Below are 2,316 nucleotides of genomic sequence, written 5' to 3'. Positions count from 1 at the left end.
CGTTAGTGGCAATATTCAAAAAACTTCTAAATAGACTGGAAAGAATACATAACAAAAAGACTTAACAATCATGACAAAGTAACAAGTTTTGCTTTCAACTTGCCTGTATCAGTAAGTTCACTTGTAGACTTAAAAACACAATTTGGACTAATAGATTTACCTAATGAGTTAGAAGAATTATATAGACAAACAAACGGGATTTGTGAACTCTCAAACGGACAAGAATTTGGAGAACTTATATGGACAATGGACAGAGTAATAGAAACAAACAAAGACTATCTTAGCGATTCTAACTATAAGAGTATTTATATGTCTTTTAACCAACTATTTTTCTTCTCGGACGCATGAAATGGAGACTTATTTAATGCTAACTCTACAAACATAACAACTAAATGTAGTAAATTGCGGGATATTTTTACTAACTGATATATGTATTTTAGAAATAAGATTTCAGTAATAATGTCTGTTTATAACACATCATTTCCACTGATAAAAAGAGCAATAGATTCAGTATTAATTCAAGATTTTCAAGATTTTGAGTTGATTATCATTGATGACGGTAGCAATAATAATACCCAGCAAGATATTTTAAATTATGCCCTCAAGCATGAAGATAAAATAACCTATTTGCGTCATAAAAATCGCAGTCAGTCAGAATCAATCAACAGAGGTATGCTCATTAGCAATAGCGAATATATTACTGTGATTGATGCAGATGATGAGTACAAACCCAATCATTTGAGTACTTGTTTATCAGAAATAAAATCGCTCGATTTAATTGCTTCAACAACCGAAACTATTGTTAATCAGGAATCTGATTATTATGTTCCAGACCGTTTTGATAACAAGCAAGTAATACATGTCGATAATTGTATTTTATTTGCTACTCTATTTGGTAAAAAAGAAGTATTTACAATGCTTAACTTTCAGAATATTTATGGCGCAGATGCCCATTTTTTCCAAAGAGCTGCGCAGAAATTTGCTGTAAAGAAACTAGATTTAAGAACCTATGTTTATTACAGAAATAATTTGGATAGTTTGACTGCAAAATTTAAAACAACGGTAGCACTTGATAATTGATTTCAAAATTCATAACAATCTTATTGTTGCTTCACATATCACTGGTATCTATGATGTGAATAGAAACACCACTTTAGCAAACGACGATTTTTCAATGGTTGCTGATTGGGCAAGATCTATTAAAGCCTTGCAGTTACATGGGATTATTTTTCACAATAATTTTTCAGAAGAAACATGCAAATTGCATCAAAGTGATAACATTTGTTTTGTAAAAATTGACTATAATTCTCTGTACAATCCTAATGTATTTAGGTACTTTGTATATGAAGCATTCTTAAAATCATACGCTCATTTAATTAAAAATATCTTTTTTACAGACATTTCTGATGTGGTTGTAAATAAAAATCCATTTCAAGAGAAAATATATCTCGACAACCCTACGAGTATTTTTTGCGGAGATGAAAGAGAAATTCTTGATAATGAATGGATGCAAAACCATTCCAATCACTTACGAAGTAAAATACCAGATTATGCTTTATATGAAACTAATTTCAAAAATGAAACCTTACTAAACTGTGGAATAATTGGGGGACATATTTCTATTATTCACCCTTTTATTGAAGAATTGAAAACAATTCATCAAGAATACAATTTAGATAATGACACCAATTATACTGGAGATATGGGAGCATTTAACTACTTAGCAAGATCACGTTATCATCATAAAATAATACATGGTAATCCTGTAAATACTGAATTCAAAAGTTATTCAAACGATTTCTCCTGTTGGTTTAAACACAAATAAACACTTCAGAATATAAATATTAGAAACAGTGCATATTTTGCGGCACAGCTTTGCTTGGCATTTATTAATGAACGAACCCACCCGTTTAAGTTATATACCACAGTCCTTGGGCTTATATACCGTGTGTGACTAATATTTGGTATGCCTGTGTGTCTTGTATTGCAAGTAACTGTTTTGCTTTTCTGATGCAGGAAATGGAGACTTATTTAGTTTCGTGACAATTAGCAGTAGGTTTGATAGATATGATATATTTAATTGGAATCACGAAAATGATAGCAGGACTTTGGTGGCGCCTGACTTGACAATTATTATCAAATGGTAGACAGACGGAACTATTCAAGTATAAGACAAAACATACTGCCACCAACACGGGTTTGGCAAAAGTGGGGCTTTATTACTAGGCTGAACATTTGTACTTTCTATTTGCTTTTGTACTAAATTTGAACTTTAGTACTTTCTAAACCCCACCTTCGCCAAGCCCAAAAACGTTA

The 2,316-nt window shown here is 31.4% G+C and carries 3 protein-coding genes; all 3 read left to right on the top strand.

Going from position 1 to position 2,316, the window contains the following annotated elements; all coding sequences use genetic code 11:
- Positions 1-99: 99 nt before the first annotated feature.
- The 3 genes from ACOYLP_RS11750 to ACOYLP_RS11740 all read left to right on the top strand — a co-directional run bounded on the left by ACOYLP_RS11750 (position 100) and on the right by ACOYLP_RS11740 (position 1,825).
- Entirely contained in the window at positions 100-348 is a 249-nt protein-coding gene (locus ACOYLP_RS11750; protein WP_422856357.1) for an SMI1/KNR4 family protein, read from the top strand.
- 111 nt (positions 349-459) lie between these two features.
- Positions 460-1,080 (top strand): glycosyltransferase family A protein, encoded by a 621-nt coding sequence (locus tag ACOYLP_RS11745; RefSeq protein ID WP_422856356.1) that lies wholly within the window; start codon positions 460-462, stop codon positions 1,078-1,080.
- On the top strand, positions 1,070-1,825 hold the full coding sequence (locus ACOYLP_RS11740; protein ID WP_422856355.1) for a hypothetical protein: 756 nt from the start codon (positions 1,070-1,072) through the stop codon (positions 1,823-1,825). The genes ACOYLP_RS11745 and ACOYLP_RS11740 overlap by 11 nt, the downstream gene beginning before the upstream one ends.
- Positions 1,826-2,316 lie beyond the last annotated feature (491 nt).

Source organism: Flavobacterium sp. (genome assembly GCF_049318325.1).
Classification (GTDB): Bacteria; Bacteroidota; Bacteroidia; order Flavobacteriales; family Flavobacteriaceae; genus Flavobacterium.
The sequence above is the reverse complement of the archived record's forward strand: the minus strand, read 5'-3'. Positions and strand labels throughout refer to the sequence as shown.